24 protein-coding genes are annotated in these 25,721 nt (G+C 40.4%); 11 read left to right on the top strand and 13 right to left on the bottom strand.

The window, feature by feature from the left end; genetic code table 11:
- Nucleotides 1-34 precede the first annotated feature (34 nt).
- Nucleotides 35-883, bottom strand: coding sequence for a LysR substrate-binding domain-containing protein (locus tag AAEU28_RS05425; protein WP_421963270.1), 849 nt, complete (start codon nucleotides 881-883; stop codon nucleotides 35-37).
- Nucleotides 884-1,001: 118 nt separating this feature from the next.
- On the opposite strand from AAEU28_RS05425, the gene AAEU28_RS05420 reads away from it, so the two are divergent.
- Both AAEU28_RS05420 and AAEU28_RS05415 read left to right on the top strand, forming a co-directional pair.
- Nucleotides 1,002-1,652, top strand: coding sequence for a glutathione S-transferase family protein (locus tag AAEU28_RS05420; RefSeq protein WP_421963269.1), 651 nt, complete (start codon nucleotides 1,002-1,004; stop codon nucleotides 1,650-1,652).
- An 89-nt stretch (nucleotides 1,653-1,741) separates the two neighbouring features.
- A complete protein-coding gene (locus AAEU28_RS05415) occupies nucleotides 1,742-3,505 on the top strand; it encodes an ATP-binding protein (RefSeq protein WP_421963268.1) in 1,764 nt (587 codons plus the stop codon).
- Between the two features lie 43 nt (nucleotides 3,506-3,548).
- Here AAEU28_RS05415 and AAEU28_RS05410 read toward each other — a convergent pair whose 3' ends face one another.
- A complete protein-coding gene (locus tag AAEU28_RS05410; RefSeq protein ID WP_421963267.1) occupies nucleotides 3,549-4,007 on the bottom strand; it encodes a HugZ family protein in 459 nt (152 codons plus the stop codon).
- 144 nt (nucleotides 4,008-4,151) lie between these two features.
- Nucleotides 4,152-6,353, bottom strand: a complete 2,202-nt coding sequence (locus tag AAEU28_RS05405) for a DPP IV N-terminal domain-containing protein (RefSeq protein WP_421963484.1) — start codon at nucleotides 6,351-6,353, stop codon at nucleotides 4,152-4,154.
- Nucleotides 6,354-6,482: 129 nt separating this feature from the next.
- On the opposite strand from AAEU28_RS05405, the gene AAEU28_RS05400 reads away from it, so the two are divergent.
- Both AAEU28_RS05400 and AAEU28_RS05395 read left to right on the top strand, forming a co-directional pair.
- A complete protein-coding gene (locus AAEU28_RS05400) occupies nucleotides 6,483-6,872 on the top strand; it encodes an HIT domain-containing protein (protein ID WP_421963266.1) in 390 nt (129 codons plus the stop codon).
- Between the two features lie 28 nt (nucleotides 6,873-6,900).
- A complete protein-coding gene (locus AAEU28_RS05395) occupies nucleotides 6,901-7,308 on the top strand; it encodes a hypothetical protein (protein WP_421963265.1) in 408 nt (135 codons plus the stop codon).
- A gap of 53 nt (nucleotides 7,309-7,361) precedes the next feature.
- Here the strand turns inward: AAEU28_RS05395 and AAEU28_RS05390 are convergent, their stop codons facing one another.
- Complete coding sequence (locus tag AAEU28_RS05390; protein WP_421963264.1) at nucleotides 7,362-9,785, bottom strand: prolyl oligopeptidase family serine peptidase; 2,424 nt, start codon at nucleotides 9,783-9,785, stop codon at nucleotides 7,362-7,364.
- 557 nt (nucleotides 9,786-10,342) lie between these two features.
- Here AAEU28_RS05390 and AAEU28_RS05385 point away from each other — a divergent pair.
- Entirely contained in the window at nucleotides 10,343-11,182 is an 840-nt protein-coding gene (locus AAEU28_RS05385) for an HDOD domain-containing protein (RefSeq protein ID WP_421963263.1), read from the top strand.
- A gap of 73 nt (nucleotides 11,183-11,255) precedes the next feature.
- Here the strand turns inward: AAEU28_RS05385 and AAEU28_RS05380 are convergent, their stop codons facing one another.
- The 3 genes from AAEU28_RS05380 to AAEU28_RS05370 form a co-directional block, all read right to left on the bottom strand.
- Nucleotides 11,256-12,875 carry a PepSY-associated TM helix domain-containing protein gene (locus AAEU28_RS05380; RefSeq protein ID WP_421963262.1) on the bottom strand — a complete coding sequence of 540 codons (1,620 nt, stop codon included), beginning with the start codon at nucleotides 12,873-12,875 and terminating at the stop codon, nucleotides 11,256-11,258.
- The gene (locus AAEU28_RS05375; protein WP_421963261.1) at nucleotides 12,872-13,186 is read right to left on the bottom strand and encodes a hypothetical protein; all 315 of its coding nucleotides are present in this window, start codon (nucleotides 13,184-13,186) and stop codon (nucleotides 12,872-12,874) included. The genes AAEU28_RS05380 and AAEU28_RS05375 overlap by 4 nt, the downstream gene beginning before the upstream one ends.
- 367 nt (nucleotides 13,187-13,553) lie before the next feature.
- The gene (locus AAEU28_RS05370; RefSeq protein WP_421963260.1) at nucleotides 13,554-14,510 is read right to left on the bottom strand and encodes a methylenetetrahydrofolate reductase; all 957 of its coding nucleotides are present in this window, start codon (nucleotides 14,508-14,510) and stop codon (nucleotides 13,554-13,556) included.
- Between the two features lie 418 nt (nucleotides 14,511-14,928).
- On the opposite strand from AAEU28_RS05370, the gene AAEU28_RS05365 reads away from it, so the two are divergent.
- On the top strand, nucleotides 14,929-17,808 hold the full coding sequence (locus tag AAEU28_RS05365; RefSeq protein WP_421963259.1) for a M16 family metallopeptidase: 2,880 nt from the start codon (nucleotides 14,929-14,931) through the stop codon (nucleotides 17,806-17,808).
- A gap of 90 nt (nucleotides 17,809-17,898) precedes the next feature.
- Here the strand turns inward: AAEU28_RS05365 and AAEU28_RS05360 are convergent, their stop codons facing one another.
- Entirely contained in the window at nucleotides 17,899-18,216 is a 318-nt protein-coding gene (locus AAEU28_RS05360) for a YebG family protein (protein WP_421963258.1), read from the bottom strand.
- Nucleotides 18,217-18,433: 217 nt separating this feature from the next.
- Here AAEU28_RS05360 and AAEU28_RS05355 point away from each other — a divergent pair, with 217 nt between their 5' ends.
- The gene (locus AAEU28_RS05355; RefSeq protein ID WP_421963257.1) at nucleotides 18,434-18,730 is read left to right on the top strand and encodes a ComEA family DNA-binding protein; all 297 of its coding nucleotides are present in this window, start codon (nucleotides 18,434-18,436) and stop codon (nucleotides 18,728-18,730) included.
- Nucleotides 18,731-18,779: 49 nt separating this feature from the next.
- On the opposite strand, the gene AAEU28_RS05350 is transcribed toward AAEU28_RS05355, so the two are convergent.
- Both AAEU28_RS05350 and dsbB read right to left on the bottom strand, forming a co-directional pair.
- The gene (locus AAEU28_RS05350) at nucleotides 18,780-19,085 is read right to left on the bottom strand and encodes a DUF6170 family protein (protein WP_421963256.1); all 306 of its coding nucleotides are present in this window, start codon (nucleotides 19,083-19,085) and stop codon (nucleotides 18,780-18,782) included.
- A 7-nt stretch (nucleotides 19,086-19,092) separates the two neighbouring features.
- Complete coding sequence (gene dsbB / locus AAEU28_RS05345; protein ID WP_421963255.1) at nucleotides 19,093-19,611, bottom strand: disulfide bond formation protein DsbB; 519 nt, start codon at nucleotides 19,609-19,611, stop codon at nucleotides 19,093-19,095.
- Nucleotides 19,612-19,899: 288 nt separating this feature from the next.
- On the opposite strand from dsbB, the gene fadR reads away from it, so the two are divergent.
- Both fadR and AAEU28_RS05335 read left to right on the top strand, forming a co-directional pair.
- Nucleotides 19,900-20,613, top strand: coding sequence for a fatty acid metabolism transcriptional regulator FadR (fadR, locus tag AAEU28_RS05340; RefSeq protein ID WP_138484067.1), 714 nt, complete (start codon nucleotides 19,900-19,902; stop codon nucleotides 20,611-20,613).
- 237 nt (nucleotides 20,614-20,850) lie between these two features.
- Entirely contained in the window at nucleotides 20,851-21,456 is a 606-nt protein-coding gene (locus tag AAEU28_RS05335) for a peroxiredoxin C (RefSeq protein ID WP_058030731.1), read from the top strand.
- 212 nt (nucleotides 21,457-21,668) lie between these two features.
- Here the strand turns inward: AAEU28_RS05335 and AAEU28_RS05330 are convergent, their stop codons facing one another.
- The 3 genes from AAEU28_RS05330 to smrB form a co-directional block, all read right to left on the bottom strand.
- Nucleotides 21,669-21,908 (bottom strand): hypothetical protein, encoded by a 240-nt coding sequence (locus AAEU28_RS05330; protein WP_421963254.1) that lies wholly within the window; start codon nucleotides 21,906-21,908, stop codon nucleotides 21,669-21,671.
- Nucleotides 21,909-22,083: 175 nt separating this feature from the next.
- Nucleotides 22,084-22,884 (bottom strand): response regulator, encoded by an 801-nt coding sequence (locus tag AAEU28_RS05325; RefSeq protein WP_421963253.1) that lies wholly within the window; start codon nucleotides 22,882-22,884, stop codon nucleotides 22,084-22,086.
- A gap of 94 nt (nucleotides 22,885-22,978) precedes the next feature.
- The gene (gene smrB, locus AAEU28_RS05320) at nucleotides 22,979-23,533 is read right to left on the bottom strand and encodes an endonuclease SmrB (RefSeq protein ID WP_058030729.1); all 555 of its coding nucleotides are present in this window, start codon (nucleotides 23,531-23,533) and stop codon (nucleotides 22,979-22,981) included.
- An 89-nt stretch (nucleotides 23,534-23,622) separates the two neighbouring features.
- Here smrB and prmB point away from each other — a divergent pair, with 89 nt between their 5' ends.
- Complete coding sequence (prmB, locus tag AAEU28_RS05315) at nucleotides 23,623-24,558, top strand: 50S ribosomal protein L3 N(5)-glutamine methyltransferase (protein ID WP_421963252.1); 936 nt, start codon at nucleotides 23,623-23,625, stop codon at nucleotides 24,556-24,558.
- 50 nt (nucleotides 24,559-24,608) lie between these two features.
- Entirely contained in the window at nucleotides 24,609-25,712 is a 1,104-nt protein-coding gene (gene aroC / locus AAEU28_RS05310; protein WP_421963251.1) for a chorismate synthase, read from the top strand.
- Nucleotides 25,713-25,721: the final 9 nt, after the last annotated feature.

The raw sequence follows: 25,721 nt of genomic DNA, 5'->3' as shown, positions 1-25,721 counted from the left end.
TGTCAGATAAGATGTGTAGATATTTCAATTTTTGCTAGTTTACTGAAAAAGTTCTCATAGTCTGACTTAGCTGCTCATAAATCTCTTGGGAAATAGGGTTACGCAGACTTTGACAGCGGATCAAAGCTACATTAGCACCGGGTAAAGTGGGTAACTCAGCGTTATTTAACACGCTATAGTCTGCGGTAGATATATTTGCGATTGCACCGATGGCGACACCTTGTTTTACCAAACCCAGTAAAGCCGCAAGGCTGCTACAACTCGCGACTACTTGAAAAGGAATTTTTGCTTTCATGAGTCCTTCAATGGCACCTTGGTGAAAGCGACAATCTGGTTGAAATACTGCAATCGGCAAAGGTGATTTAAGGTGAGCCGTGTGCTCAGGGTTATACACCCACACCCCTTTGTCTTGGTATATGAGCTGACCTTCTTCGGAGTCGGGGGAGCGGGTAATAAGCCCAAGGTCTAAATCGCCCGCATCCAATAATTGTTTGATTTTAAAACTTGGCAAACAAGTTATTCTTAAGTCCAAATTATAGAATTGCGCATGCAAGAGCTTAATCAGCTCAGGTAAAAGGTTGTCGGCATAATCATCTGGGCAACCCAGTCTGAGCAGCGTATTGCTCGCGCTGTGACGCATCGTCTGCAAAGTTTCATCATGGAGCTGCAATAGCTGCTTAGCATAGTGACTAAACTGGCGACCATCTTGGCTTAGGGTTAATAATCGGCCTTGTTTTTCAAATAGGCATTTACCGACATCTTCTTCCAGCTTTTTCATCTGCATACTCACGGCAGCTTGGGTGCGATGCACCTGTTTTGCAGCGCGAGTAAAACTGCCTGTTTCTATAAAAGCTAAAAAGCTGCGCAGCGCGTCAATATCCATTGTGAGTACCTATTCGATTTTCTTATAGGTTGTATAAGAATAATCAGTTAGTCAAGGTTTATAAAATTACTTACATTGACGTTTAAACAGAACAAAGCAGTTAACAAGGAAATCATTTATGCAGCTATATATCGCTAATAAAAATTACTCGACTTGGTCATTAAGAGCCTGGCTTATGCTAGAAAAGTCAGGTATTAATTTTGAAGAGACTAAGCTCAATTTAGAAACGCCTGAATTTTTTAGCACGCTTAAAAATATCACGCCAACAGCGAAAGTTCCGTGCTTGGTAGATGGCGATAGCCTTGTATGGGAGTCTCTCGCAATTTGTGAGTACATAAGTGAAACTTATTTATCAGGGAAAGGTTGGCCGAGTGAAATTAGTCAGAGAGCAAAAGCGAGAGCGCTTGCATCTGAAATGCATGCAGGGTTTAACGCTTTACGTAACGAAATGCCGATGAATATCCGTGCGAAGCGTAAACTTGTTTTAAGCGAACAAGCACAGCGCGATATTCAACGTATTGAGCAAATATTCACGGAGCAATATAAGCAACATCGAGACTGGTTATTTGGTGATTGGTCTATCGTGGATGCTATGTATGCGCCAGTGGTGTTACGTTTTAAGACATATGGCATTGAGCTTAATGAGCTGGCAACCGCCTACATGCAGCAAGTACTTGAGTGCCCAGCTTTGCAAAAGTGGGTCAAAGCAGCCCTTGAAGAAACTGAATGGGTGGAAATGGATGAGACTGGAGAGGAAAGAACTAATTAAATAAAGGACTAAAATAGAATTGGAGTTTTATGCCATTCTCAACTTTAATTATTTAAGCTATTAAGGAAGTTAAACTACAACGAGAGTGTATGCATCAACTCAATCAGCAGCGCAAAAAGTTAGTATCCTATACATGCGCTGTGATTTCTATAGGTATTATTTTAACTTTATCTTCGTTTTATTTTTATAAGCAAGTTGATGAACAGTGGCGTCTTTATTCTGAAGATGCCGCTGAGGTTTATTCATTACATGATAGGTTAGTTCAGCATTTGGGTTATGGTGGTTTTATCCATGATTTTAAAAACCTAGTGCTGAGAAAAGACATCAACAGATACCTCCCTAAACTAGAGGCCTCTCTTGAAGATATTAAAATTGTGATACATCAGCTTGAAAGTTATGAGCAATATAGTGAGCAATCTCTTAGAGAATTATCGCGCGTTGTATCTGATTATGAAAATAAACTGATACTAATAGAAAGTTTGATTGAGCAACAAAAGACAAGCGAAGAGATAGACAAAGTTGTTAAAGTTGATGATACACCTGCGCTAAATGTATTGGCTGAATTTGATTCTGAAATCCGTGCTAGGTTGCATCGTGAAAGCGAAAAGTTGAACCAAAACTTCTTTTTGGCATTCATTGTTCATATTTTTAGTGTTGTAGTATTTATTTTATTATTACTTGTTTATTTTTTTAGATTAATTACAGCCAGTACAAAGGAATATGAACTAACCGACAAGGCATTAGAAGGGGCTCAAGCTAAATCAGATTTTCTTGCTAATATGAGCCATGAAATCCGTACTCCCTTAAATGGTATTATGGGCACATTGCAAGTATTACAAAGTAATGTGAAAAAAGAAGAGAATATTGATTTAACCACAAAAGCCTTATTTTCATGCCGCGCACTATTGACCATCATCAATGATATTTTAGATTTTTCAAAAATTGAGGCTAATCAACTGAGCATTGAAGAGGTCGATTTCTCAATATATAAATTATGTGAATCGGTCTCTTCAGATCTAAACCCGATAGCAATAAGTAAACCTATTTACTTTGACGTAAGTATTGCAGATGACGTAGAGCAAGTATGGCGAGGCGACCCTGTTAGAGTCAGGCAAATATTACTTAATTTGGCATCAAACGCCGTTAAATTTACTTTAGAGGGCGGTGTTAAACTTCAAGTAGTAAATGCGCAACGTAATGGGGTTGAAGGTATTGAGTTTTGCGTGAACGACACTGGGGTTGGTATGTCAGAGTCTGCTTTAGAGTCGTTATTTCAGCGTTTTGCTCAAGCAGATAATTCTGTTACTCGTAAATTTGGTGGCACAGGTTTAGGAATGGCAATTACACAAAACTTGGTGCATTTAATGAAGGGAGAGATAGTAGCAAGGAGCCAGGAAGGTGAAGGCACTGAGGTCGTTGTATTTTTACCGTTACAGAAAAGTAATGTTAAGCAAATTGATTCAGATGAAGACGTTATTTCGGTACCGGATTTAAGTAACCAAACAATCTTAATCGCTGAAGATAATAGCGTTAATATTATGGTGATTAAAGCTATGCTTTTAAGTACTCGGGCAGAGCTAATATTTGTCGAAAATGGCCAAGATGCCGTTGATACTTTTAGAGCGAAAAAGCCTGATATTATTCTTATGGATATACAAATGCCGATAATGGATGGAATACAAGCGTGTAAGCTTATTCGCAACGAATCAGCAGGACAAACAGTGATAGCGCTTACTGCCAATGTGATGAAAGAAGACTTAAAAAATTATAAAGAAGTTGGTTTTAACAACTTTATAGGTAAGCCAATAGAGCAAAGTGAGTTATATAAAGCCCTTTCAAAATACCAAGATTAAAAAAGTAAAAGATGCTACTTCTAAAGCTTTAACTGCACTCTAATTACTCAGTTATCCATTCATCCATTTCTAACCAAAATATTTTACCAAAGCCTGCGATAAAGCGGGCTCTTATCATATTCAATTCCCAAATATGAAAGTCGGTTAGATCTTTATATTGCTCGCTACTTGGAAAGTGTTCTACAAATTGGTCTATTAAACCCTCACTATCATCACGCTCAAATTTAGTGGCCTCAGCGACGAGTGTTAAGCGCGACATTTGTGGATCTTCACTGTCTTGTTGCTCAAATACCGTTAAAGATAATTTGTTGTCATGGGTTAAATTTTTAGCGTGCTGGGCAATATCGCTAATGAATAAATAGACTTGCCCCTGGGTATTAGCAAAAAATTGTACTGTTGAGCCAAACGGAAAGCCTGGCAAAGTATGTGAGTGAGTAGAGAGCACTGCCATCTTAGCGTTGGCGAGTAGTTGCTTGGCTTCTATCAGGGCTTGTTGGCGCATAGGGGTCTCTTCATTTTATATTTATATTTTCCTTTATATTCTTTTTATATTAATAGGGCAATGCACAGTAGCGAACGACTTAGCGCATAAAAAAGCCGCCACATGAGTGACGGCTTAGATAAGTTGTGATTAACACCACATAGCTTACATATTAAAGTGACGATTAAAGAAGTTTGTGATCGTTTGATGTAAGTGTGTTTGTACTTTTTTACCACGTAAGCTGTGCTTAGAGCCTGGGTAAGTCATCATTTCAAATGGCTTAGCATCGTCTTGCAGTTGCTTAAATAGCTTAGTTGCGTGTGTAAATAATACGTTGTCATCGGCCATACCGTGATAGATCATCAATGGACCTTTTAGGCCATCAGCATACGGGAATACCGCACTCATTTCGTAGCCTTTTGCATTTGTCGCAGGGTGACCTAAATAACGCTCAGTGTAGTGTGTGTCATACAGTGCCCAATCAGTGACTGGTGCACCAGAAACACCCGCTTGGAAGTAGTCGCCTGCTTTAAACATGGTCATAAGCGCCATATAACCACCGTAACTGTGACCATAGATACCAATGCGGTTTGCGTCAACATAATCTAGCGTGCGTAAGAACTCAACACCACGGATCTGATCTTGTACTTCAACTTCACCTAGATACTTGTAGATAGGATCTTCAAACTTTTTACCACGGTTGTAAGAACCGCGGTTATCTAATTGGAAAATCACATAACCTTGTTGTGCCATGTATTGGAAGTATAAGTTTTTGCTACGCCAGCTATTGGTAACACGTTGCGCGTGTGGACCACCGTACACGTTAACCATAACAGGGTGCTTCTTACCTTTTTCCATGTTCGCAGGTTTGAAGATACGGTAGTGCATTAGCTGACCGTCTTCTGCTTTTAGTGTACCGTACTCTGGCTCAACTAAGTTGCTTAGGTAAGGTGTCAGTGGGTGTTTGTCATCTAGTTTGTTTTCTTCTAACCAAGTGATGAAATCACCGTTCACTTTACGTAAAGCGACAGAACTTGGTTTGTTTACTGATGAGCTCTTATCAATAAAGGTTTTCGCGTCTTTTGCAACAACCACACTGTGGAAGCTGCCTGGTTGAGTGATGCGTGTGATATGACCTTTTTTGAATAGCGGTACACTGTAAAGGTGGCTTTCTAAAGGCGTATCTTTACGACCAGAGAAATAAACAATGCCTTTTTTCTCATCGATAGCCTTAATGCTTTCAACAATCCAATCACCTTTTGTGATTTGGCGAATAAGCGTGCCATCTGTGCGGTATAAATAAAGGTGCTTAAAGCCATCGCGCTCTGACGCCCAAACAAAATGCTTTTTGTCTTTTAAGAAGCGAAGGTCAAAGTGTAAGTTAATCCACGTATCGCTGGTTTCAGTCAGTGCCACTTTTTGTGTTTTGCGCTTGCTGTCGTAGAAACGTAATTCAAGTTTCTGCTGAGAGCGATTCTGCCATTGGTAAGACAGTGTTTTATTGTCTTTTAACCACTTAGCACGGGCAATATAAATATCTTTGTCTTCGCCAAGGTCAATCCAATCTACTTTTTGGTCGTTCAGCTTTACCACACCCAGTTCAATTTCTACGTTTGGTGTGCCTGTGAACGGGTAACGTTGGTTGAATAGTTTTACTTCGTCAGCGTAGATTTCGTTACGAATGGCTTCTTGTACTGGGCTTTCGTCGATACGGGTAAAAGCAATCTTGCTCTCATCACCAGACCACCAGTAACCCGTCATACGGCTCATTTCTTCTTGCGCTACGAACTCAGCCATACCATTTTTAATGGTGCCGCCACCGTCTTTGCTCAATTGAATTTCTTTACCTGAGCTCAACTCTAAGGCATATAGGTTTTGCTCACGAATGAAGGAAACAAAGTTACCTTTTGGCGAGAAACGGGCATCGGTCTCAAACGCTTCAGTATTAGTTAGCTTACGGCTTTTGCCTGATGCGATTTGGTAGTAGTACAAGTCGCCATTAAGTGGGAAAAGTAATGCTTTACCATCTGCTGACCATTTGTATTCTAAAATACCACGACCAAAAATACGCTGACGTTCACGACGAGCTTTTTCTTCGTCTGATAAGGTTTCAGGACCTGAGAAAAGCGCTTGAGAGTCAACTAATAGGCGATTTGTGTTGTCTTTTAAGTTGTATTCCCATAAATCATAACGGTTGTAGTCATCCACTTTACCCTGTAGGTAAGTAACACGACTGCCGTCAGGAGAGAACTTAAGTTGCACAGGGGCTTTACCAGCCAAACCTGGATCATCAAAAATACGCTCAAGAGTTAATGGTTGAGCAACGGCTGTGGTTGCAGCGGCCATTAACGGTAAGCTTAGCGCCATTGATTTGAATGTAATGCGCACAAAATCACCTTGTTAGTTATTAAAAGTAGAGCGATGGTAACGGCAAGCATGGGCATTGGCAATGTATTAGGATAAAGTGAGCTACATAATTGAAAGAGGGTTTTTATTATGGCATTTGAATTAGCGCCTGAATTACAACGAGATTGCATTGAACTGGCTGATTGGTCACTGTGTAAAGTACTCTTAATGAACGACAGTCAGTACCCTTGGTTTATTCTCGTTCCCCGTGTTGCAGGTTGCCGTGAAATCATTGATTTAGATGACAAGCTTCAAGCACAGTTTTGGCAAGAGTCAGCACAACTAAGCCGAACATTACAAGCGGTATTTAGCCCAGATAAGCTCAATGTTGCAGCGCTAGGTAATATGGTCCCTCAGCTACACGTTCATCATATTGCTCGCTTTACCAATGATGTTGCTTGGCCAAAACCTGTGTGGGGGCTTCATCCTTCTAAGCCTTATACCGAAGAGCAAATTGCTGAGCTTAAAAAGGTGTTCTAGCTTTTAAATAAAGGTGTAGGAGTTAATTATGAGTCGAGAGTATAAGTATCAAAATGAAACCGGGACTAAAATCGGCAAGTGGTATTTAAATCGACTCGACTATTTTGAGTTTTATAGTTTTCTCGGTGAGTGGAAAATAAAAGCAAAGTGCTTAGTCTCCTTATGCTTGTCAATTTGGCTACTTAAACTCCTGCCGGTTTTCTTTGCGCCAATATTGGTTTGGGTGGCGTATGTGTCAGTCCGTACTTTTGTTATTTTGATTGAAAAAAAGTGTCGTTACCGTGGTTACTTTCTCTTTCCTGAAAAGATAATCAATTTTTTTAGAGAGTACCGAAAAGATGTAGATGTCACAGACTTTGATAGCTTGGCAACCGCAGATAAAGCTGGTCAAGGAAAGGACCTTGCTAATAAACACTTCAAGGATAAGCATTATTAAAAAGCCTCACGGTTGTGAGGCTTTTTAGGTTTGCTTTTTAACCTTAGCTCAGGTTATTTAGCTGGTTTGTTTTTAACATACTTCTCTAGCCATTGATCTTGCTCCCATAACAGATGCATTATGCTTTCTTTGGCACGATAACCGTGTGACTCTTTTGGCAGCATTACCAGACGAGCTGTTGCACCTAAGCCTTTAAGTGCGTTGAAATAACGCTCACTTTGCATTGGGTAGGTGCCACTGTTGTTGTCTGAGTCACCATGAACAATGAGTAGCGGTGTTTTCATTTTGTCAGCATGCATAAATGGCGACATAGTGTAATACACCTCTGGTGCTTCCCAGTAACTACGCTCTTCAGATTGGAAACCGAAAGGCGTAAGAGTTCTGTTATAAGCACCGCTTCGTGCAATACCTGCTGCAAATAAGTCTGAGTGCGACAATAAATTTGCTACCATGAAAGCACCATAGCTGTGACCACCAACTGCAACTCGATTTCGGTCAATGAGGCCTCGTTTATCCACCGCGTCAATCGCAGCTTTTGCATTCGCAACGAGTTGAGTTCTAAAGGTATCGTTTGGCTCTTCGTCACCTTCACCTACAATTGGGAAAGCAGCATCATCTAGCACCACATAGCCCTTTTTAACCCAGTAAATAGGAGAACCCCAGAACGGATAAGTGAACTCATTCGGGTTTTGGGTGTTTTGGCCTGCGCTACTCTTATCTTTGTACTCTCTAGGATAAGCCCACAAGATCATCGGGTACTTCTTACCTTCTTGATAATCAGTTGGCAGATAAAGCGTACCAGTTAGGTCAAGGCCGTCATCACGTTTGTAGGTTATAACTTCTTTTTGTACGTCTTGAATGCTTTTGAACGGGTTTTCAAAGTCAGTGAGTTGTTGCAGCTTGTCTTTACCCAGCTTTCTAAAGTAATAGTTAGGGTAATCGCTACTTGATTCGATACGCACAAGTAGTTGTTTTGTATCTACATCAAAGTCACGTAAATCTTCGATTCTGTCAGTATACTCAGAGCGATATAGGCGCTCAGACTTTTGCGACTTTAGGTCGAATTTATCTAAGAATGGGAACTGGCCATCTTTACTATAGCCGTCACCTAATAAATAAACTTGGCCATTATCAATATCCATAACACTTCGGCCGTATTGGTTTCGCTTAGTTACAATATTACCAGGATCGCTATATCTGTCTTGATAGTTACGATCTACAATTGTGATTGGTTTTTGAGATGTATCAGAGGGGTTAAATAAATACTCTTTGGTATTTCGTGTATTCCACCAGTAGTCGACGGCAATGGCGTTATTGTCATCACCCCAAATAATATCGGCATAGCGATTCTGAGTTTTGATCAACAGGCTTGGTTTGCCATCGAATGGTGCTGGCAACTGACTTACTTTATCACGGAAAGCGACCTCTTTTGCGGGGTCACCACCATCTAGTGCCTCAACAAAGGTTAAAGTAGCTGGTTTATCATCACGCCATTGAATACTTCTCTTACCTTCACGTGTGGCCATGAAGCCTTTAGGTAGATCTTCGATAAGTGGTACTTTTTCAATATCAGTGACTATTTTGCCGCGTTTAGTATAGACGGTAGAGGTCATTGGAAAGCGGTCATAAGGCACTAGATATGAGAAAGGTCTGTCGTACTCAGCAACTAAAACATAATTACCGTCTGGCGAAAATGTGATACTGCCATACATGCCAGGCTCAGCCCAATCTGTGACTTTTCCTCTCAGCGTCACTCTTTTTAATGATGAACTAGCAAGTTGTTCAAAGTTAAATTCATCATTTTTGTTTTTAAGCAAGTCTTGGTAAGTACGGTTTTGGGCTTTTTTACCATCGCTGACACTGATGGTTGGTCCCACTGGTACTGCCTGCTCAGTATTGATGAGCGGCTTACGATTCTCCGGCAACATTTTTACGATGAAACCTGAGCTATCCTGGAGCCAATCGATTGGGTTACCCATATTTGCGTTTAACGTTGCGTCGGTTAAACGGCGTGCTTTGGCTTTTTTAATGTCTACAACCCACAGTTCAACGCCTGTTTCAGTGGTATGTGTCATCGCCATATATTTCTGGTTAGGTGACCAACTGAAATTAGTTAAACGTGGATTATTAGGCAGGCCACTCACAGTCTTAATTTTACTTTTACCGACAGGCTGAATTTTTACTTCATTAAAGTAAGTAACACGACTACCAATGTTAGTGACAGGGTTAATACGTAAGCCAGCTAAACGCATCTCTTTAATTGATAAGTCGGCAATTGACTTATAGCTATCCCGATAAATGAGCAGCATATTTTCGCGCTTATCATCGATTAAAGTGTACGGGGCCAGTTTTACATCAACGAGCTCTTTTATTTCTTGTGATGGTTCTTGATAAACCAATGCATCGTTATTAGCTGCAATGCTGGCAGAGGTTGCCATCATTAGTGCAGCACTCAGTAGTAACATTTTAGGGCGCAAAGTCTAAACTCCTTTAGTTTTCCTTGAACTAGGTACATTATCAGAAATAAACAATTTTGGGCTGTTTGAATGTAACGAATTGTTAATTAAAACATTGGGTTGGAAAGTTGTGTCCTACGGAAGAATATAAGATTTTTCGTTTGGGGATATATGCATGACCATTAATCCCACATAAATGGGCAGGCTAACTTTCTTTTAGTGGTTGGGCTTCATAGGTACAGTTTGGGTGTAAGCTACAAAATGGTGGATTACTTTACTGAGTCTTCAATTAGTGTATAGGTCAGTTTTCTAAAGTCGAAGTTCTGAATGTCAGTCATATAGCGACACTGTAAAGACTTGGTCTAGTTTCATGATTATGCTCTATTTCTTGATGTGTGAAATTTTTTGTTGTTGGGAGATAAAAGTTGCTAAAGACTCCTTTATGTGACTATATTTTCCTTAAAGCATAACAATTTATTGATATAGAATTGTAACCTTATACCCAACTAAGTAAATAATAAGGGTATAAAAAATAATACGTTTGCGCGTATCACACGTTACTCGAGGGACTCTAGCTTATGTCTACAGAAAATGCATTATTGACTATCTTAATAGATAGGATTAACAACGACACTTTGGTGTTACCAACCTTACCTGAAATTGCAGTGAAAGTGAGACAAGCTGCAGATGACCCAGAAGTAAACCTGATGCAAATGGCTGATGTGATTTCACAAGATCCTGCGCTCGCGGCACGTATGATAAAGGTGGCAAACAGTGCGTTTATGGGGCGCTCTGTAAAAGTAAATACATTAAATCAGGCTGTGACACGAATTGGTCTTAGACAAATCAAAAATATAGCAACCGCTATGGCGATGGAGCAGCTGTTTGTCTCTAATAACAAGTTAATTAAAACCTACATGGACAAAGCCTGGCAGAAAACATTAAAGGTAGCCTGCCAAGCCATTACCTGCATGGACTTTTACCTTCGTGTTAACAAACACACGTCACTGAACAAAGATACCATTACGCTTGCGTCACTCGTTTTCAACATTGGTGTTTTACCCATATTAACCGAAGCAGAACGTCATCCGGAAGTATTTGCAAACCCAAGCTTCTTAGCACACGCCATTCAAAAGCTCGCAGGTAAGATTGGTGGTGCCATTATGCGTGAATGGGGCTTTACCGATGAGTTCGTAGAAGTTGCTGAAAGCTGGTCAAACCCGAACTATAAGCCAGATCATGTCTGTTATGTTGACTTTATTCGTGTTGGCGCCATTGCTGAAGGTATCTTGCAGGTGTCAGACAAGGCTGCGTCTTTAAAAATGTACGAAGATAAAAGTGTCATTCGCTCTTTAGAAATGTTCACCAGTGATGAATACCTCTCAACACTTGAAGATGTGAAGAGTATGTTTGCCTAAAAACTCAATAAAAAAAGCCATTCAATTTTGAATGGCTTTTTTGTTTTTCTGACGATGATTAAACGCTTAGTTTTTAGCTATGAATGACTAATTCTTCGTTCGTTGTGTTTGCTGCTTTTTCTGCTACATACCAAACACTATTTTTCTCACCCTTGTATACTCTTTTGGCAACTTTGCTTGCGCATGCATAGAAGAACCAAGCAAAGGGGAGGGCCATCACTTCTAGCATGATTTCAGAAAAACTATCCGCATGCCAAAGTCCAAGGTTTGGTAGTAAAATCGCTAACAAAGAGTTAAGTGGCACAATTAGACACAATATTGCGCTTGCTTTGAGTGTATAAATGGCCGTCACAGAAGGACCCTTGATAAAAGCGGTTATGACAACGACAAAGAAGGTCAGGTAGTACAGCCACAGATAAGCAATATTCACATTTAATGACGTCAAGCTTAGCCATTTTGTGGCAGCAAATGCCAGTGAGATAGCGCAAATACAACCCAGTGCAATACCGACCGTTAGTTTAGCCAGAACTAGACTTGATTTAGATTGCGTCGCTTGTTTTTGTTTTCTGCGTTTTTCAATCCACAGTAGATTTCCAGTATAAAACAACAGTGCGCCGAGTAAGCCCATGACAAAATAAGCCCATTGGCCAAGTGTGCCGCCATAACTGCCGAAGTGCAGAGCAAACAAGGAAGAAACAATACTTACCCAAATACCTTGATCGCCACCTTTTATACTACTGGCATTGATTTCGAGTGTATAAGGATGCATAAAAATGAAATCAGTCGTTGGACCACGCATCATTTCTCTTGGATGAGTGATATTCACTGAAGCGCTCGGGCTGGTGGTATTTAAACGAGATAATGCAATGCGCTCAATTTGATAGCCGGGGGCATAAGCTTGTATCTTGGCCGTGATTTCATCTAGGCTTGGAAGCTCTTTAACATTGTATTGATACTCTGACTTTTGCGGCTCTGGAAATAGTTTTTTATCTCCATAGACACCAAACAGCCAACCATATAAAAAGTCATGGAATGCAAAAACAAATACAGTAAAGGCAATCACAATATGAAAAGGTAAGCTGCTCACGCCTATTAAATTATGACTATCTAGCCAAAACCGACTTGCCGACTTGTCTTTTCTCAGTGCAAAGAAGCTTTTTACCAAAGTAGGTAACAAAAAGATTAACCCTGAAATTAAAGCAATAAAATACAAAAATGAGGCTATGCCAAGAATATAACCACCAAATAAGTGGTGACCTATTTCGCCAAAAATACCGCCCGTTTGATGTAAGTAATCCAGTAAGCCTGACAGGTGATTGACTTGACTCAGCTCCTTATTTATCTCGCCATGCTCATTGAAGCCGGCATGCCAAACTTGTTCATTTACATTCACTCCTCGGCCATTACCTTCTTCATACCAAGTGATGGGAGAGTGATTGTCAGAATAGTGAAGGGTAACGGCATTAATGGCTTTTTCTTCGTTCGCAAGTACATGGTTTAACAGTACTTGATGTTGCCCTTCACTCACTTGAGAAAACTGCTTACTAGGCGGTGTGCTCCATTGATCTATGGTGTCAGTGAACATCACTAATGCACCCGCAAAGAAGCCTATAAATAATAACAGCCCGGTTGTGATCCCCGTCCATGTGTGAAGCGTTTGGTATGTTCGAACAATATCGGCTCTTATTTTCATAGCATGCTCCTTAAGCCAAAAAATATCGTGTAGATGATTAAGTTTGCTGACAACAAGTAGATAAATGCTTGCCTAGTTGTTTTGAACATATAAATAAAGCTGACAATCAACATCCAGATTGGGGTAACAATCCACATATTAAATTGGGTTTTCCAGAGTAGGCGTTGGTCGCTTAGGTTAGCGTTAATACTGTCAGGCCCAAACCACACGATTAACGCCACAATGCCATAACTCAACGCTAATCCAAGAAAAACCCCTACCGCTGTTTTGCCCCACCATTGAGGTTGAATTTTTTGGTGTGCCTGACTCATCGAATGCTCCTAATCAAAAAACTAGAGATGGGGATGATGATCAGCACAAGCATAATTAGCATGAGCCAAATAAAAACGCTTGCTGCACCATTGAAGATAAATGGACTGATCACTGCTGAGGAAATTAACAGCAAATAACCGAGCTGTTTAAATTTTTTAGATATGGGGGTGTTTAAAGCCAATTGGTGTCGATTAGACGCATAGATGAAAGATACTCCAGCGGCTATAAACGTTAAAAAAACGAATAGCACTACTCACTCCATGTAAACTTGATTGTTAAAAGAGGGACAGATTATACACAGACAAGTCGCACTATCAATGATAATGCGACTGAGAATCGATGTTATTTAGTTGTTCTTTAGCCTAATTAGGCTATTTGTTTTTCTGCAAGATTAAGTTCCATCGTTGCTTTTAATAAACGATATAAATTAATCGATGCATCAATTTCTTCTTTACGATTAGTTAAGCTTTCAATATTCAAACCAAGCGGTACATTCAGATGTGCACAACTTTGAATGATCAGGTCTAAATTCTCACGACAGATGCGGATTGATTCGCTTAACGGGTTTTGTGAGTCTAGCATGCGCCATTTAGTAGCTTCTGGTACTGAAATACCTAGCCATTCCATAAACTGCAATGTCTTCTCACCGCCACATGGAGTAAAGGTAAGAATAATACGTTTAGGCTCAAGCCCTTGTTGGCGACAGCTACGTGCATAGCTGGTGATTAAATCAATCGTCGCCTGTGCATTGTAAACAGCTTGAGAGATAAAGAACTCACACCCTTGTGCTGTTTTTTCTAACAAACGCTCGTGTTCGTTTCGCTTATTCGCATGGCGTTCAGCAATCGTCACACCACCTAAGAAAAAGTCATCTTGGTGCGCTGCAATCGTTTCGTATGCTTTAGGCAGGCTAAGTTTAACTTCGCCATTTGAAGATGGGCTACCAACTAATACAAGATTATTTAAACCATGCTTAGTTTTAGTATTGTTAAGCCACTGATTAAATTCGCTCGCCCCACGTTGTGCCACACTTTTATAAGTGATGACATCAAGTTGTGACAACTCTTTAACGAGTTGGCTGTATTCACATGGGTCTACGGTATGCTTGAATGGAAAAGGGCGCGGAACTTGAGTTCGGCTGCTTTCATCTTGAATGTCGTAAATAACAACACCGTCATATTCAATCTCGTGTAAACGGCCAAGTAGCTTTTGTGCAATGGTTTTGACTTGCGCTTCATCAGTCCCCATCTTTGGCGGAGTAGTACCAATTAAATATACGCCTTGATTAGGGTCCAAAATTTTCTCTTGTAGTGATAAAGCCATGGTCCTCATTCCCATTGGTTGTGCTGATGAGGTAAATATAGCAGCCATTTAGACGTCTAGATAGATTTTTTTCATGAAACTTATTCAAACACTATGAATTTCTCTCATGTTGTTTTTGGGGTGCAAGGGATAATTCAGTAGCTCAGATATATTTATTTACATAAATTTTGCTTTGAAATGAGCGAGTCACAGTAATTTATTGCATAATTGAAGCAGTCTCATATGTGATACCAATCCTCAATAATACTCAATCATTTTGAGAGACTAAAACTGACGCTAACTTCGTTGGGAATTTCTCATTTAGAACAACTAAATAGCAAAATTTCCGCCTAGTTATCGACAAGTTTTCCTTGCCTCAAAATAGATCGCTTAATTAAGAGGAATGGTATGAAAAATAAAAACTGAATTTGGAAATCACATGAAATTTAAACTTTTGGCAACCAGCCTTGCAGTGACTTTAGCGCTGTCAGGTTGTATGAGTAATAATGCACAGACAAGCAATACAACAAATGCCACTGTTGCATCAGCGTCTGTTGAGAACAAAGTATTTGCACAAGACTATGTGTTAGAAGAACTAGAAAATGGTCTTCGTGTGATGGTCGTTAAAACGGATTATCCTGATGTTGTATCGCTACAAATTCCGGTATCTGTAGGTTCACGAAATGAAATCGAAGCAGGTAAAACCGGTTTCGCTCACTTCTTTGAGCACATGATGTTTAAAGGCTCTGAAAAATTCCCACAAGATGTGTATGCAGATATTCTGAAAAACTCAGGGGTAGACAACCGCGCTTACACGACAAACGACTACACAAACTACCACTTAAATTTTTCTAAAGAACATTTAGACAAAGTACTTGAAATCAAAGCGGACATTTTCCAAAACCTAAAGTACTCAGAAGAGCAGTTTCGTACTGAAGCACTGACAGTTAAAGGCGAGTACTTAAAAAACAACGCCAGCCCAATTCGTAAGTTGTTATCGGCAGTTCGTAAAGAAGCATTTGAAAAACATACTTACAAGCACACGACGATGGGTTTCTTCGAAGATATTGAAGCCATGCCAGATCAAATGGCCTATGGTCAAACTTTCTTTGAGCGTTTCTACAAGCCTGAGTATGTCTCACTTGTGATTGTGGGGGATGTAGATCCGCAAGAAACCATGAAGATGGTGAAAAAACATTGGGGCAATTGGAAAAAAGGTGATTACCAAGCAGATATTCCGGTAGAGCCAAAGCAACAAGCGCCTAAATATGTGCATGAACAATTTGAAGGTATGCCGGGTCACTGGTTATTGGTATCTTACAAAGGCACTGCATGGCAGCCAACCCAAAAAGACCGTGCAGCACTTGATCTTATCTCGCAGCTTTATTTCTCTTCAAACTCAGAGTTATATCAAGAGTTAGTGGTAGAGAAACAGCTTGCAAGCCAGATGTTTACCTATAACGCTGAAACGAAAGATCCAGGTTTATTGCATGTTTTTGTGAAGGTTGAGAAAGAGCAAGACTTGGCAACTGTGCGTGATGCGATTGCAAAAACCTACGCTAAAGCACGCACTGAGCTGGTGGATGCAGATAAGCTAGCGGCATTAAAGTCAAACCTGAAATACAGCTTCATCAATGGCTTAGACTCATCTCAAGCCATTGCGTCAACGCTCGCAAGCTATATGCATTTTGAGCGTGACCCAGAAGTGATCAACCAGTTATATGCGTCAGCGGATGCCATTACAGCTGAAGATATTCGTGACATTGCCAACAAATACTTTGTTGATAATGGCCGCACGACTGTGACCATGTCGGCACTTGAGACTGTTTCTGGTTTCGATAAAGAAGTGTCTGTATCTGAACTTGCGAAACAAGCTAGCCAGCCTGTTGAGCGTCACTTCAAGGTATTAGATAAAACCAATAGCTCGCCATTGGTTGACGTGAACTTATTATTCTACACTGGTGCTGCAGCTGATCCTGCGGGCAAAAAGGGTGTAGCAGCATTAACTGCAGCCATGATTGCGCGTGGTGGTTCACAATCTAAGAGCTACAAAGAAATCCAGCAAGCACTTTATCCAATTGCAGGCAGTTTTGGTTATCAGCTAGATAAAGAAATGATTTCTTTACGTGGTCGTGTGCATAAAGACAATGCAGAACAGTGGTATGCATTGGTTAGCGACCAGTTGTTAAATCCAGGCTTTAGAGAAGATGATTTTAAACGTCTGAAGAAAGAGCTTATTGACGGTATTAAAGCGGGCCTTAAGTCTTCAAATGACGAAGAGCTAGGTAAAGAAGTGCTTTATCATAAGCTATACCAAGGTCACCCTTACGAAAGCTATAACTTAGGTGATCTGTCAGATCTTGAAGCGTTAACGGTAGACGACGTTAAAGCATTCTATGCCTCGCAATTCACCCAAGCTAAGCTAAACGTGGGGATCACAGGTAATTTAGATAATGCTGTGAAAACACAGATGCTTAATGATTTAGCGGGCCTACCAAAAGGCGATGAAGCGCGTTTAAGCATTCCTGATGCACCTAAGTTAACTGGTCGTCATGCGACAATTGTTGAGAAAAATGCGAAATCTACTGCGGTGTCGTTTGGCTTCCCAATCGATACTATTCGTAGCTCTAAAGATTGGACAGCGCTTTGGTTAGTGCGTTCTTACTTTGGTGAGCATAGAAGCTCAAACAGTTTCTTATATCAGCGCATTCGTCAGGTACGTGGTATGAACTATGGTGACTATGCGTATATTGAGTACTTCCCACGTGGTATGTTCCAAACTAAGCCAGATGCGAACCTAGGTCGTTCAGAGCAAATCTTCCAAGTGTGGTTACGTCCACTTCGTTCAAACAATGATGCGCATTTCGCAACGCGCGTTGCTTTGTTTGAATTAGACAAGCTAATTAAAGATGGCATGACTGAAGCGGACTTTAATGCAACTCGTAACTTCTTGAGCAACTTCGTGCCTCAGTTAGTAGCAAGTCAAGACCGCCAGCTGGGTTATGCGCTTGATAGCGAATTCTACAACACAGAAAGTTTTGTTGAGTACGTTCGTAAACAACTTGCGTCACTGACGGTAGAGGATGTAAACCGCGTTATCCGTGAAAACCTACAAACTGATGATGTACATTATGTATTCATCACAGGTGACGGAAAAGACATGCAGAAACGTCTTGCAAAAGAAACGGTTTCACCACTGAAATATAACTCAGATAAGCCTGCAGCACTTATCAATGAAGATAAGCAAATTGAAAGCTATAAGCTGAACATTCCTGCGAAAAACATTGAAGTGTTGAATGTAGAGAAAGTATTTGAGTAATTAAATATTTTCTCTGTCGCAGCCAATAATGTGACTGCGACAAAAAAGCCGCTCATTGAGCGGCTTTTTTATAATTTGAAATAAGTGCTGTTAGGCTTGTTTGATAGGCGTGACATTCTCATCAGTATCGCTATCATCCACATCAGCATCTTTCTTCGACTTTTTTGCAGGTGCACTTGGTTTTGAACCTTTAAGTACATTAATAAAGTCATCTTTTTGTTTCGCCATTTCTAATGCCAATGACTCAACTTGTTGCTCACTCAGTGGCACATCCACTTTACCTAGCATCTCTTCTAAAGACTCAGCAACATCAAGCATTTTGTCGTAAGCATCAGCCTCTTTTTTGCTGGTAAAGGTCATGCGCTCGACTCCATTTCTTTCTACCACATACTTAACAACAACAGCCACGATACACTCCCAATTGCACTGTTTTTTTATACAGTAATCTTTTGAGGCTTATTTTGCAAGTCATTAGACTAATATTAATACTTAAGTTTTATAAGTAGGTAATAAGTTTGACTTTTACGTTATTGTCATCTTTATTTAACATTGCTCTTATGAGTAATTTGGGTAAGGAGTTCTACCCGTCATTTATTAAATTTCAAGGATTTTCCAGGAGGGAAATATGATCAAAGCATTACTTTTAGCCACTAGTTTGTTTCTTGCACCAACTGTATTAGCAGAATCTGCACAGCAACAAGCGTCACCAGAAATTCAATCTGAAATTCATCAGGCAATTAATATTAATGAAGCTTCTCTCGAAGAGCTTGTAAAATTGCCTGGGATCGGAAAAGGCAAGGCGAGGGCCATTGTTAGTTTCCGCGAGCAAAATGGACCTTTTGACGACCTTAACTCCTTAATGGCTGTTAAAGGGGTTGGTAAAAGTATCGTCGCGAAGTTAGAAGGGAAGGTAAAGTTTTAAGCTTTAAATGCTCAGATGAAAAATTAAAAAAGGGCAAAATCGCCCTTTTTTAATTTTGGTTCTGTTTTTCAAACTCCGCAATGGCATCGCCCAGTTTGTTTTTAGTAAATACAATTTCTAGCGGCGTAGTGAGAAGAGGGTATAAGATACCTGCCAGCAACAAAGGAGGCAGTAAATACCAGCCTTCAAAATAAGCCAAAGAAATAAAAAATGGCATCAAGATGGCGAGCTTACAGCAGCCTAATAACACTTTTTCTGGCGCTTCTAAGTGACTCAAAGCAATGGCGATGATTTGTTGCTTATCTCGAAGCCTGTAAGGCTTTAACTGCTCAATATTGCGAAGATTAAAATGCATTATAAATTTACTTTTTTACTAAAGACCAAAGAATAAAAGGTAAAATAACTAAGAAACTGATCGCATATAACGCGAAAATGACTTCCATCCAACCAGGCATGCTTAAACCAACAAACTGCCAATCTATGCTGCCACAATCACCAGTTGCGGCAAAAAACGCCGGGATCCACTCATGTAATGGCATAAACTCAGGGAAGTTAGGAACTATATCGCAAGTGAACGCAAATGGATCAGTGGTGGTTTGCATATTTAAATGCTCTTTTGCCAACATATAACCCCAGATACTACTTACGCCCCATGTTGCAGCGCCAATACCACGAAAAATACCGTTACTTGGGGAAATAAAACCAATAAGACCTGCCGCAAACACGCCTAACACAGCCGTTCTTTGATAAATACACATGATACAAGGCTCTAAGCCCATTGCGTATTGAAAATATAAAGCCGTGACTTCAAGTAAAAATGCTGTCAGTGCCAACAGGCCCCATGCTTTTCTGGAAGTAGGAAGGGTGTTCAACCAGTTCATAAGATTCTCTTATTGTTATATTAAGTTAGCTATCAGATAACTTGCATTACCAATAGGTTCAATTTTTCAGGTTAAGTGAACCTAAATGCTGCGAAACTGAATTATGTTGTGGGTATTATGCTAACAGAGGTTACAAGCTGCAAGAATTAACGGTAGTTGTTAATTTTGCTTAACTCAAAGAACAAAAAATGAATTGTAAAACAGGGCGACTTCTTTACTTGTTAGTTGCAAAGCATCTGGTACAATCAGTGGATTAAATTGCAGTTGCCAAGATAAAAGCGGTGTTAGATGAGAATTTTTAAAGCTAAAAGCCCAGCGGGATTTGCTGAGGAATATATTGTTGAATCAATTTGGAATGGTGAATTTCCACCAGGTTCAATTTTACCAGCTGAAAGAGAACTCTCTGAGCTGATTGGTGTAACTCGCACAACGTTACGTGAAGTTTTACAGCGCTTAGCGCGTGATGGCTGGTTGACGATTCAACATGGTAAACCGACCCGTGTAAATAACTTTTGGGAAACATCAGGTTTAAATATTCTTGAGACGCTAGCGCGTCTTGATGAAGATAAAATGCCAGAGCTGACTGATCAGCTTTTATCTGCACGTACCAACATCAGCGCAATTTATACGCGTGCGGCAATTAAAGTAAATCCACAGGCTGTTATCGAAACGCTTGAAAAGAGCAAAGACTTAGAAGATAACGCTCAGGCATTTGCAGATTTTGACTATCAAGTTCACCATCAGCTAGCGTTAGCAGGTAACAACCGAATTTATGTTTTGGTGCTTAATGGTTTCAAAGGCCTTTACTCTAAGATTGGTGGTCATTATTTCTCAGATCCACGTACCCGCGCACTGGCCAAACAATTTTATTTAGATCTTATAGCGCTGGCTGAAAAAGGCGACTTCGACGGTTCAATTTCTTTATTAAGAAAATACGGTCATCAAAGTGGTGAGATTTGGCAGCAGATCCGTGGTGATATGCCGTCAGATATCATGGACTAAACTGTATTGATTGAAAAAAGCCCGTAGGGGCTTTTTTTATGCCTATAGTTTATACAATCAAAAAAACTGATTGTAGCTATCGGTTTATTTGATTTTCAATTTTTTCAGTGTCCCCATAAACTTGTGAAAATTTTTAATTGGGGTTGTTTTTTTCTAACTAGCCTCAATAATAATTGTCAAAGCAAATTGATATTGTCATTTTGCATTGGATATAACCCTAACTAATTGGAGAAAACCATGGGTGTATTAGTAGGCCGCAAGGCACCTGACTTTACAGCAGCAGCAGTATTAGGTAACGGTGAGATCGTTGAAGGTTACAACCTACACGAGCGTATCAAAGGTAAAAAAGCGGTTGTATTCTTTTACCCACTAGACTTCACTTTCGTTTGTCCTTCAGAGCTAATCGCTTTCGACAAGCGTTACGACGAGTTCCAAAAGCGTGGTGTTGAAGTGATCGGTGTTTCAATCGATTCTCAATTCTCACACAACGCTTGGCGTAACACACCAGTAAACGAAGGTGGTATTGGTCCAGTTAAATACGACTTAGTTGCTGACGTTAAGCACGAAATCTGTCAAGCATATGACGTTGAGCACCCAGAAGCTGGTGTTGCTTTCCGTGGTTCATTCCTAATCGACGCTGAAGGTAACGTACGTCACCAAGTAGTTAACGATCTTCCTCTAGGTCGTAACATCGACGAAATGCTTCGCATGGTTGACGCACTAGCGTTCCACGAAGAGCACGGTGAAGTATGTCCAGCAGGTTGGACTGAAGGTAAATCAGGTATGGACGCAAGCCCAGAAGGTGTTGCTAAGTTCCTAGCTGAGAACGAAGGCGAGCTATAATTTAGCCCTTTAGTTTTTAAAAGCCCGCGGTTGCGGGCTTTTTTGTGCCTGCGAAAAATAGCGAAATTGTGTTCTTTGGGAGTAAAGATTGTAAGTCATTTACTTACCCCCATAAATTTAACTGACCAACGCGTTTGAATAGTTCAACACTTAAATAAACAGCAAACAGGCTGATCACTGGGGTTGCCAAAAGACTCACTAGCGTTAATTCATTAGCCATTGTTTTCTTCCTTGTCGTTTTTAACTGCTTTTTTAGCATGCTTATCAGATTCTGACTTCAATACTTTAGATGCTGTCTCAAGTGTATTTTTCTTAACTTCTTTGATACTTGCGCTAATCGCATTTGAGATCAGGTTGCTAATTTCAGCTGTAATTGCGTTTTCATTAGCTTGTACTGAAGAAGCTGTGAATAATACCGTGCTGATTAATGTTGCTTTAACTAGTGAGTTCATGACGTTCTCCTTTGTATGATTAGTTAGTCGCAATAACTATTACAAAGGTTGTGCCAATCGATAAAAATATTTTAAGTGTTTGTTTCTATTTGATTTTAATTTTTGTAGAAGATTGGTGAAAACAAGGGGTGATTATTTTCACCAATATGAGGTGGCTAAAAAAACTAAGTTTTAGTTAATCTTGCTCTAAGATTGAGTGTAGTAACTGCTTAACTACTTCAGGTTCAAAAGGTTTGTCACATAATGCGTTAACACCAGACTGTGCAACGTTTGCAAGGTGAGTGTCATTGGCCTCAGATGTCACCATTAAAATTGGAATATGAGAGTGCTCACCTGAGTTACGAATATGCTCAGCTAACTCTTGGCCATTCACATTTGGCATATTAAAGTCAGTGACAATGAGGTCAAACATCTGTTCGTTTAAGAAGTCGATCGCTTGTTCACCATCTTCAGCTTCAGTAAAACGGCTTGCCCCCAAATTAGTTAGCACACGACGAATATGATTTCTCGCCAGTCGTGAGTCATCAACAATAAGAATACGCAAATCTTGTACATCGTATAGTTCAAGCTCAAGCTCTTGCGGAGACAGTAAGTCTAAGGTTGCATTGAGTGCGCGACCAAGGTGCACCTTAGTAAAAGGCTTAGGTAAGATCGCCACTACACCAGATTGCTTAAACGCTTCAAGCTGGGCTTTGCGTGTTTCACTTGAAACCAACATAAAAGGGATTGGCTGTTCGGGCTGGGCTTCAGCAATATACTGTTGAATATCAAGGGCACTGCCATCACTCAAATGTAGGCTTGAGATGACTAAATCAGGTTTATGCTTTTCTAAAAAGCTTTTTGCAGAGTCCACGGAATCTGCAAAGTCGATGTTCGTTACACCTTCAGATTCAAGCTCTTTTGCAATAATTTTTCTTTGTGTTGCTGAGGGCTCAACAAGCAGGATAGCAAGATCTGCACTGAGAAGCTCATTCATGATTAGTACTACTTTCAATTAACCAAAATAAGGACGTTAATGTAACCAATTAACATCCTATTAGCTAGTTTGAAATGACTTTTTAAAGGGCAAATTAGCGTCTGTAAATATCAGATTCGGGAATATCAATTAAAATCAACACTGCGCCTTTACCACCATACTCAAGAGGAGCTTGATGCATTGCTAAAATATCTGGGTGCTGAACCAAATACTGTGGCACTTTATGTCTGAGGATATGTTCACCAATACCATGCACAACACAGGCACAATAATGGTGTTGTTTTTTACAGGCATGGATCAAAGCAGCCAACTCTTCTTTTGCGCTGTCTTTACTTAAACCATGCAAATCTAAAATTAACTCAGGCGCAATATCGCCACGTCGTAGTTGTTTAGCTAAGAATTTATCAGCACCTTCACGCACATAGTTTACTGTGCCATGGGTGTCGATATCTGGGATATATTCGTCAGAAAAATAAAACTCCGCTTTATGCTGCTTAGTTTGCTCAGCAACAATTTTGCCTTTAAACGGGGTGTTATCACGTTTAAATTGCACGGTATCTTGCTTTATCTTAGTGGCACCAGAAATTGACTGACGAAATAGGTCGATGTCGTCGTCTTGCATGCTTATGTGTGATTTATCTTTGTTCATTGGCGCATTCTAAATAAAAAAAGCATAAAAACCTAGCTGAAAAACGGCTACAATGGCAGCAGAATTATTGTCAAATTATTGAGTACCGTATGACAGAGTTACAAATTACAGATGAGTTGGCGCAAGAAGCGTGTTCTGAACTATTCACGATCCAAGACTGGTTACGTTGGACAACGACGCAGTTTGTGAATAATGGGCTGTTTTACGGTCATGGCACCGACAATGCCTGGGATGAAGCAGTCAGTCTTGTGTTACCTGTTTTAAACTTGCCACTTGATACACCAAAAGAGTTATTAAATGCACGTTTAACCAGTAGCGAAAAACAGCATTTGATGGGCTATATCTTAGCGCGTGTAAATGACAGAACGCCGGTGCCATATCTAACTAATCAAGCGTGGTTTGCTGGTCTGCCTTTTTATGTAGATGAGCGAGTGCTTGTTCCACGTTCACCTTTTGCTGAAATGATCAAAAAGCAATTTGCACCTTGGGTCACAGAGCCTGAAAAAGTAACGCGTATTCTCGATATGTGTACTGGCTCTGCATGTATTGCGATTGCATTGGCAAAAGCGTTTCAGCATGCTCAAGTGGATGCGGTTGATATCTCTTTTGATGCTTTAGAAGTGGCAGATATCAATATTACTGAGCATATGATGCAAGAGCAGGTGTTTGCGATCCAATCAGATGTTTTCAGTGGTGTACCGGGTCAAAAGTATGACCTAATCGTTGCAAACCCGCCTTATGTTGATGCAGAAGATATGTCTGATTTACCAGAAGAGTTCCATCATGAGCCAGAGCTAGGCTTAGCGTCAGGCGAAGATGGCTTAGATGTAACTCGTGTTATCTTGCAAGAAGCAGCTGAACATCTAACTGATAACGGTTTGTTATTTGTTGAAGTAGGTAACTCTATGGTACATATGGATGCACTATATCCAAACGCGCCATTTACATGGTTAGAGTTTGAGCATGGTGGATTAGGCGTGTTTATGATCTCAAAACAACAACTCGTCGAGTATTTTGCTGATTAAATATAATTGTTAATCAGTTTTTTAAATGTCATTTGGAATGAGGGTGAATAATGGCAGGTAATAGCATTGGCCAACTTTTTAAGGTCAGTACCTTTGGTGAGAGCCATGGGGTCGCATTGGGGGGCGTTGTTGATGGCGTGCCCGCAGGACTAGAATTATCAGAAGCGGATATGCAGTTTGACTTAGACCGACGTAAGCCAGGTCAAAGCCGTTATACCACGCAAAGACGTGAAGGCGATGAAATTAAAATTTTATCGGGCGTGTTTGAAGGCAAAACGACAGGAACGAGCATTGGTCTGTTAATTGAAAATACCGATCAACGTTCGAAAGACTACAGTAAAATTGCTGAAGTGTTTCGTCCAGGTCATGGTGACTACACGTATTGGCATAAATACGGTCACCGTGATTATCGTGGTGGCGGTCGTTCTTCAGCGCGAGAAACCGCAATCCGTGTTGCAGCAGGTGCTATTGCTAAAAAGTACCTAAAGCAATTTCATGCTATTGAGATCAATGCTTGCTTGTCACAACTGGGTCCTATCAAAGCTGAAAAGTTCGACTGGTCAGTGGTTGAAACAAACCCATTCTTTTTTCCAGATGACACAAAATTAGAGTCGCTAGATGAATATATGCGCGATTTGAAAAAGCAGGGCGACTCTATTGGTGCGAAAGTGACTGTAGTCGCGAAAAATGTGCCAGTTGGGTTAGGCGAGCCTGTATTCGACCGACTCGATGCAGAAATTGCCCATTCATTAATGAGCATTAATGCGGTTAAAGGCGTTGAGATTGGTGATGGTTTTGATGTGATAGAGCAAAAAGGCTCTGAGCATCGCGATGAATTAACACCAGAAGGCTTTACCAGCAACCACGCCGGTGGCGTATTAGCCGGTATTTCAACGGGGCAAGATATTGTCGCATCGATTGCACTCAAGCCTACCTCAAGTATTACCATACCGGGGCAGAGCATTAACACACAAAATGAGTCAGTAGAGATGATCACTAAGGGTCGTCACGACCCGTGTGTGGGTATTCGTGCGATTCCAATTGCAGAAGCCATGTTAGCCATTACTTTAATGGATCATTTATTAAGACAGCGAGGTCAAAACCCGCATGTCAATCTTGAGCATGGACCTATTCCAGCTCAGAAACCTGTATAAGACAATCAG

Origin of the sequence: Pseudoalteromonas sp. SS15, assembly GCF_049257195.1 — a bacterium.
GTDB lineage: Bacteria > Pseudomonadota > Gammaproteobacteria > Enterobacterales > Alteromonadaceae > Pseudoalteromonas.
The sequence above is the reverse complement of the archived record's forward strand: the minus strand, read 5'-3'. Positions and strand labels throughout refer to the sequence as shown.

What these genes read in the sequence shown, in the direction of transcription:
- AAEU28_RS05425 (WP_421963270.1), bottom strand. Translation starts at nt 883, where the DNA reads ATGGATATTGACGCGCTGCGCAGCTTTTTAGCTTTTATAGAAACAGGC.
- AAEU28_RS05420 (WP_421963269.1), top strand. Translation starts at nt 1,002, where the DNA reads ATGCAGCTATATATCGCTAATAAAAATTACTCGACTTGGTCATTAAGA.
- AAEU28_RS05415 (WP_421963268.1), top strand. Translation starts at nt 1,742, where the DNA reads ATGCATCAACTCAATCAGCAGCGCAAAAAGTTAGTATCCTATACATGC.
- AAEU28_RS05410 (WP_421963267.1), bottom strand. Translation starts at nt 4,007, where the DNA reads ATGCGCCAACAAGCCCTGATAGAAGCCAAGCAACTACTCGCCAACGCT.
- AAEU28_RS05405 (WP_421963484.1), bottom strand. Translation starts at nt 6,353, where the DNA reads ATGGCGCTAAGCTTACCGTTAATGGCCGCTGCAACCACAGCCGTTGCT.
- AAEU28_RS05400 (WP_421963266.1), top strand. Translation starts at nt 6,483, where the DNA reads ATGGCATTTGAATTAGCGCCTGAATTACAACGAGATTGCATTGAACTG.
- AAEU28_RS05395 (WP_421963265.1), top strand. Translation starts at nt 6,901, where the DNA reads ATGAGTCGAGAGTATAAGTATCAAAATGAAACCGGGACTAAAATCGGC.
- AAEU28_RS05385 (WP_421963263.1), top strand. Translation starts at nt 10,343, where the DNA reads ATGTCTACAGAAAATGCATTATTGACTATCTTAATAGATAGGATTAAC.
- AAEU28_RS05380 (WP_421963262.1), bottom strand. Translation starts at nt 12,875, where the DNA reads ATGAAAATAAGAGCCGATATTGTTCGAACATACCAAACGCTTCACACA.
- AAEU28_RS05375 (WP_421963261.1), bottom strand. Translation starts at nt 13,186, where the DNA reads ATGAGTCAGGCACACCAAAAAATTCAACCTCAATGGTGGGGCAAAACA.
- AAEU28_RS05370 (WP_421963260.1), bottom strand. Translation starts at nt 14,510, where the DNA reads ATGGCTTTATCACTACAAGAGAAAATTTTGGACCCTAATCAAGGCGTA.
- AAEU28_RS05365 (WP_421963259.1), top strand. Translation starts at nt 14,929, where the DNA reads ATGAAATTTAAACTTTTGGCAACCAGCCTTGCAGTGACTTTAGCGCTG.
- AAEU28_RS05355 (WP_421963257.1), top strand. Translation starts at nt 18,434, where the DNA reads ATGATCAAAGCATTACTTTTAGCCACTAGTTTGTTTCTTGCACCAACT.
- AAEU28_RS05350 (WP_421963256.1), bottom strand. Translation starts at nt 19,085, where the DNA reads ATGCATTTTAATCTTCGCAATATTGAGCAGTTAAAGCCTTACAGGCTT.
- dsbB (WP_421963255.1), bottom strand. Translation starts at nt 19,611, where the DNA reads ATGAACTGGTTGAACACCCTTCCTACTTCCAGAAAAGCATGGGGCCTG.
- fadR (WP_138484067.1), top strand. Translation starts at nt 19,900, where the DNA reads ATGAGAATTTTTAAAGCTAAAAGCCCAGCGGGATTTGCTGAGGAATAT.
- AAEU28_RS05335 (WP_058030731.1), top strand. Translation starts at nt 20,851, where the DNA reads ATGGGTGTATTAGTAGGCCGCAAGGCACCTGACTTTACAGCAGCAGCA.
- AAEU28_RS05330 (WP_421963254.1), bottom strand. Translation starts at nt 21,908, where the DNA reads ATGAACTCACTAGTTAAAGCAACATTAATCAGCACGGTATTATTCACA.
- AAEU28_RS05325 (WP_421963253.1), bottom strand. Translation starts at nt 22,884, where the DNA reads ATGAATGAGCTTCTCAGTGCAGATCTTGCTATCCTGCTTGTTGAGCCC.
- smrB (WP_058030729.1), bottom strand. Translation starts at nt 23,533, where the DNA reads ATGAACAAAGATAAATCACACATAAGCATGCAAGACGACGACATCGAC.
- prmB (WP_421963252.1), top strand. Translation starts at nt 23,623, where the DNA reads ATGACAGAGTTACAAATTACAGATGAGTTGGCGCAAGAAGCGTGTTCT.
- aroC (WP_421963251.1), top strand. Translation starts at nt 24,609, where the DNA reads ATGGCAGGTAATAGCATTGGCCAACTTTTTAAGGTCAGTACCTTTGGT.